Origin of the sequence: Mesorhizobium sp. M0514 (assembly GCF_040321145.1) — a bacterium.
Lineage (GTDB): Bacteria > Pseudomonadota > Alphaproteobacteria > Rhizobiales > Rhizobiaceae > Mesorhizobium.
This window is the reverse complement of record NZ_JAMYQZ010000167.1, coordinates 1-5,336: the sequence shown is the minus strand read 5'-3', so window position 1 is coordinate 5,336 and position 5,336 is coordinate 1. Positions and strand designations below refer to the sequence as shown.

At 61.5% G+C, this 5,336-nt stretch carries 5 protein-coding genes; 1 reads left to right on the top strand and 4 read right to left on the bottom strand.

Annotated elements, in window-relative coordinates; genetic code table 11:
* Positions 1–30: 30 nt before the first annotated feature.
* Positions 31–1,071 carry a glutamine synthetase beta-grasp domain-containing protein gene (locus NKI61_RS32175; protein ID WP_023691256.1) on the bottom strand — a complete coding sequence of 347 codons (1,041 nt, stop codon included), beginning with the start codon at positions 1,069–1,071 and terminating at the stop codon, positions 31–33.
* Between the two features lie 316 nt (positions 1,072–1,387).
* Between NKI61_RS32175 and NKI61_RS32170 the strand changes: the two genes are divergently transcribed.
* The gene (locus tag NKI61_RS32170) at positions 1,388–1,585 is read left to right on the top strand and encodes a DUF2735 domain-containing protein (protein ID WP_352459017.1); all 198 of its coding nucleotides are present in this window, start codon (positions 1,388–1,390) and stop codon (positions 1,583–1,585) included.
* A 94-nt stretch (positions 1,586–1,679) separates the two neighbouring features.
* Here NKI61_RS32170 and NKI61_RS32165 read toward each other — a convergent pair whose 3' ends face one another.
* The 3 genes from NKI61_RS32165 to NKI61_RS32155 form a co-directional block, all read right to left on the bottom strand.
* Positions 1,680–3,566 (bottom strand): MFS transporter, encoded by a 1,887-nt coding sequence (locus NKI61_RS32165; protein WP_023743043.1) that lies wholly within the window; start codon positions 3,564–3,566, stop codon positions 1,680–1,682.
* A 178-nt stretch (positions 3,567–3,744) separates the two neighbouring features.
* Positions 3,745–4,536, bottom strand: coding sequence for an ATP12 family chaperone protein (locus tag NKI61_RS32160; RefSeq protein ID WP_352842332.1), 792 nt, complete (start codon positions 4,534–4,536; stop codon positions 3,745–3,747).
* Positions 4,537–4,547: 11 nt separating this feature from the next.
* Positions 4,548–5,336: DMT family transporter (locus NKI61_RS32155; protein ID WP_352842331.1), on the bottom strand; the 789-nt coding region annotated here is incomplete at its 5' end.

Sequence of the window (5,336 nt, the reverse complement as noted above, 5' to 3'; positions counted from 1 at the left end):
GGCTTACGAAGCCTGCGCCGCTATAGATGCTTAGGCGGCCGCCGAGACCTGGGCGCTGGTCGAAACCTCCGCGATGGTCTTCAGGATCTGCGAAGCGATCTGGTAGGGGTCGCCCTGCGAATTCGGGCGGCGGTCTTCCAGGTAGCCCTTGTAGTCATTGTTGACGAAGGAATGCGGCACGCGGATCGAGGCGCCGCGGTCGGCGATGCCGTAGCTGAAGCGGTTCCACGGCGCGGTCTCATGCTTGCCGGTCAGGCGCTTGTCGTTGTCCGGGCCGTAGACGGCGATGTGGTCCATCAGGTTCTTGTCGAATTGAGCCATCAGCGCTTCGAAATAGGCCTTGCCGCCGACTTCGCGCATATAGGCGGTCGAGAAGTTGGCGTGCATGCCCGAGCCGTTCCAGTCGGTGTCGCCGAGCGGCTTGCAGTGATACTCGATGTCGATCTCGTATTTTTCGGTCAGGCGCTGCAAGAGATAGCGGGCCATCCACATCTGGTCGGCGGCCTTCTTGGAGCCCTTGCCGAAAATCTGGAATTCCCACTGGCCCTTGGCCACTTCGGCGTTGATGCCTTCATGGTTGATGCCTGCTGCGAGGCAGAGGTCGAGATGCTCCTCGACGATCTGGCGCGCGATCGGGCCGACATTCGAATAGCCGACGCCGGTGTAGTACGGACCCTGCGGCGCCGGATAGCCGCTCTCGGGGAAGCCGAGCGGACGGCCGTCCTTGTAGAAGAAATACTCCTGCTCGAAGCCGAACCAGGCGCCCTCGTCGTCGAGGATGGTGGCGCGCTTGTTGGACACATGCGGCGTCACGCCATCGGGCATCATCACTTCGCACATCACCAGCACGCCATTGCTGCGGGCTGGGTCCGGGAATACGGCGACCGGCTTCAGCACGCAGTCGGAGCTGTGGCCTTCGGCCTGCTGCGTCGAAGAACCGTCGAAGCCCCACAGCGGCAGCTGCTCGAGCGTCGGGAACTCGGCGAACTCCTTGATCTGGGTCTTGCCGCGAAGATTGGGGACCGGCGTGTAACCATCGAGCCAGATATACTCGAGCTTGTATTTCGTCATTCTAGAGCCTCTCGTTGCTTGATCACCGAACCTGGATGACGCCGGCGCGCCGAGCCATCCAGCAGCCCAGCTGCCGGTCGATAAAATGCAAATCGTGTGCCACTTCAGTTCGTCAGGGTGCGGCAAAAATGCCCTTTCATCCCGCCGGTGATGGCAAGCCGCCTAAGCAATGCGCCCGGATCAATCAAAGGCGGAATTTGCTTAAATAACAGGCAAATGCCGATCTTTCTTTAGGCATCTTGCCTAAAAGGATTGCAGGACCTACCTTGACGGAAAGATGAATCGAAGAGCCTCTCCAGAAGAAAGGAGACCGACCATGGAAATCACCTCAGCCCGTCCGTCGGCCAAAATCCTGATGTTCCCGGCGGCATCGCGTGTAACTGCCTCAAATTTAGGCGTAAAGGCCAAGTTTGCGGCAGAGCTTGCTTCGCTGCGCGATCAGCCGCTTGACCATGGCGAGGCTTGGTATCATGAGGCCGCCATTGCGGACGCCGAACAGCCTCGCAAGAGCTAGGCGTCTTCCGCGCTGATAGATCGAACAGGCCCACAAATGAAAAACCCGGCGCGATCGCTCGCGCCGGGTTTTTTGTATGACACAGAGCTGTCGGCTACTGTTTGGTATGCAGGTCGGTGCCGAGCGTATCCCTGACGAAGATCATGCCGATGATCAGCGACATTGCCGCGATCACCACCGGATACCAGAGCCCGTAGTAGATATCGCCCTTGTAGGCACTGAGCGCGAACACGATCGCCGGGAGGAAGCCGCCGAACCAGCCATTGCCGATGTGGTAGGGCAGCGACATGCCGGTGTAGCGGATGCGGGTCGGGAACATCTCAACCAGAATCGCCGCGATCGGCCCGTAGACCATGGTCACGTAGAGGACCAGGATGAACAGGATGCCGATGACCTTGGCCCAGTTGACCTGTGCCGGGTCGGCAAACATCGCAAACGCACCCGCTGCCGGAATGCTGTAGACGGTCACCTCGGTGGCGCCGGCTGCCTCATCCTTGGTCAGCACCTTGTCCTTGATCGCCTGCTCGGTCGGGACTGCGGTCTTTTCGCCTGCGCGGATGGCTGCCGCGTCGAGCTTCAGTTCGGGGTTGGCCGCGACAAAGGCGTCGAGCTTCTGGTCGGCAACCTTGGCGGCAGCGCGCTTCAGCGGATAACCACCATCCTGCAAGGCAATATTGATTGCCTTGCCGAAGGCTGCCTCTTTGGCCTTCAATTGATCGCCAGCCGCGACCGCGTCATAGGATTCAGCTGTCTCGTTGCCGATCTTGACTGTAGCAGGCGTTCCAGCCGCTGCCGTCGTCACGACGTCATAAGGCACCGAGTTCTTGCTGAGAAAGGCGGTCGCGATATCGCATGACGTCGTGTATTTGAAAGTGCCCGTGGGGTTGAACTGGAATTTGCAGTCGCCAGGCGCGGCGGTCACAGTCGCACGCGTTGTCTGTTGTGCCGTTGCCAGAGCTGGATTAGCCGCCCAGGTCAGCGCCTTAAACAGCGGGAAAGTGGTGACGATCGCCAGCGCAAGACCGGCCATGATAATCGGCTTGCGGCCGATCTTGTCGGAAAGCCAACCGAACACGACGAAGAAGATCGCGCCTACCGCCAGCGCGATGGCGACCATGATGTTGACCGACTGCGCGTCCACCTTGAGCACATTGGTAAGGAAGAACAGTGCGTAGAACTGGCCGTTGTACCAGACCACGGCCTGGCCGGCGGTGAGGCCGAAAAGCGCCAGCAGCGCAATTTTTGCATTCTTCCATTGGCCGAAGGCTTCCGACAAAGGCGCCTTGGAGCCCTTGCCCTCTTCCTTCATACGGACGAAGGCCGGCGATTCCGAAAGCGTCAGGCGAATCCAGACCGATATTGCGAGCAGGATGGCCGAGAGTAGGAATGGAATGCGCCAGCCCCAGGCCGCGAAATCCTCCTTGCTCAACGAATTCTGCACGGCCAGGATGATGATCAGCGACAGGAACAGGCCAAGCGTCGCTGTCGTCTGAATCCACGACGTATAGAAGCCACGGCGATCGTCGGGTGCATGTTCGGCGACATAGGTCGCGGCACCGCCATACTCACCGCCGAGCGCCAGGCCCTGCAGCATGCGCAGCCCAACCAGGATGATGGGCGCCGCGATGCCCCAGCTCGCCGAACCGGGAAGCAGGCCGACCAGGAAGGTCGACAGGCCCATGATCGTGATGGTGACGAGGAATGTGTATTTGCGGCCGACGAGATCGCCGATACGGCCGAACACCAGCGCGCCGAACGGCCGCACGAGGAAGCCGGCAGCGAAAACCAGCAGCGTGAAGATGTTGCGCGTCCCCTCCGGATAAGAGGCGAAGAATGTGGTGCCGATTGCGGCCGCCAATGCGCCGTAGAGATAGAAATCATACCATTCGAAAACCGTGCCGAGCGAGGAAGCGAAGATGACTTTCTTCTCCTCCCGCGTCATGCCGCGGCTGCTTCCGCCGGCGGTCGATGCCAATGCCATTGAACTGTCCTCCCGTGAATCGTCTGCCTTCGACGCTGGGCGTCATCGTCGGCGTTCCCTCCGAACGCGACTCGAACCCGACATCGGCGTAAAAAATGACAGAAAGCGACCGCCGGAGGCAGACAGACCTTGGATTTATGACTTTGGTATTAGGTGCAGTGCGGCAAAAGGCCGAGGATCAGGTCTTCAGCGCATCGAGCAGGCCGATGGCCGCCATCATGTCGCGCTTGCGGGCCGAGCGGCGTGCCACAGCCTCGGCATCCTGGCCCCAATGCTCGATTTGCCAGTCCTCGTCGACATGGCCGGCGGCCCAAGCCGCGTCGCCATCGAGCGCGCCGTAATCGACCGCCAGCGCCAGCAGCGCCGACCCGGTCAGCGAAGTCATGACATGGATTGCAGCCAGCCGCAGCGGCTCGGCACGCTGGGCAAGATGGGCGCCGAGGACGGCGAGGCTTTCGCGCGGCTGCTCGACATGGATGATGCCCTCGGCGAGGTTGAACCGAGCCCCTAATGTCGCCCTCGCCCAGTCGATCACCGGATCCCAATGCTGGTTCTGCCGCTCGACCAGCCCCTGCGGCGCGTCGGCGCGGTAGCAGGTCAGATCGGACGAGGCGAAGCGCAAGACGTCCTCCAGCACCGCCTGCGGGTCGCTGGCGACGCCGTCGATGGCGGTGTTGACCAGACGCAGCACCGGCATCGTGACCGGGTCGATGGTCTCGCCCTGTGCAGCGAACTCATTGGCGACCAGGGCGGCGGCGTTTTCGGTCGGCAGCGCCAGCAGCGCCTTGCCCGGCGTGCGCACCGGCTTGCCATCGAGGTGGACGGCAAAACCGTCCTCCACAGCTACGACCGACACGTCCTTGTAGAAGCGCTTCGGCAGGTGCGTGTTCATCTGGATCTGCGCGCGGCGGACCGGATCCGGATCGGACAGATGCTTTCCCGCTTCGAGGTCGTTGAGGATGTCACGCATGGTCGAACTTTCTATCCAGGTACCTGCTTGCGCGCCGGCCGGTTGACGATGATCAGGCCGACAGCGATCAGCCCAAGTGCCACAAAGATCCTGGTCGTCGGCGCCTCGCCCAGAATGATAGCGCCGCAGAGGACGCCGAACACCGGCGACAGGAAAGCGAAGCTCGACAGGGCCGATGCCGGATAGCGCCTGAGCAGCCAGAACCACAGCACATAGGTGAAGGCAACTATATAGAGCGACTGGAACAGCAGCGCCAATGTCGGCAAGGCAGTCATCGCGCGGATCGGCGGGCCGGCGAAAGGCAGAACCAGGACACCGACAATGGCCGCACCGGCCAGCTGATAAAGCAGCAATTTCTCGGCACTGGTCTCGACCAGTTTCGAACGCTTGATGACGATGCTGGTCGCCGCCCACAGGATGCCGGAGCCGAGGCTGAGCAGATCACCCATCAAGGTCACGTCGGTGCCGCCGGCAATCCCATCGGAAAACACCGCCACAAGGCCACAGAAGGCAAGCACGAGCCCGCCAAGCTTCCTACCATTGATGCGCTCGCCAAGCAAGAAATGGCCGCCGATCAGGACCCAGAACGGCATGGTGTTGACCAGCAGCGTGTTGCGAGCAACGGTCGTGTATTCCAGCCCGATATAGAGGCACAGGAACTCGACGCCGAACAGCACGCCGACGATGATGCCGGCGACAAGCGACCCGTCGGCCTTAAACAGCCTGATGCCGCGCAGCCAGCACCAGCCGAGCACACAGAGCCCGCCGATGATCGAACGTGCGATCGAGACGAAAACCGG

What these genes read in the sequence shown, in the direction of transcription:
- NKI61_RS32175 (WP_023691256.1), bottom strand. Translation starts at nt 1,071, where the DNA reads ATGACGAAATACAAGCTCGAGTATATCTGGCTCGATGGTTACACGCCG.
- NKI61_RS32170 (WP_352459017.1), top strand. Translation starts at nt 1,388, where the DNA reads ATGGAAATCACCTCAGCCCGTCCGTCGGCCAAAATCCTGATGTTCCCG.
- NKI61_RS32165 (WP_023743043.1), bottom strand. Translation starts at nt 3,566, where the DNA reads ATGGCATTGGCATCGACCGCCGGCGGAAGCAGCCGCGGCATGACGCGG.
- NKI61_RS32160 (WP_352842332.1), bottom strand. Translation starts at nt 4,536, where the DNA reads ATGCGTGACATCCTCAACGACCTCGAAGCGGGAAAGCATCTGTCCGAT.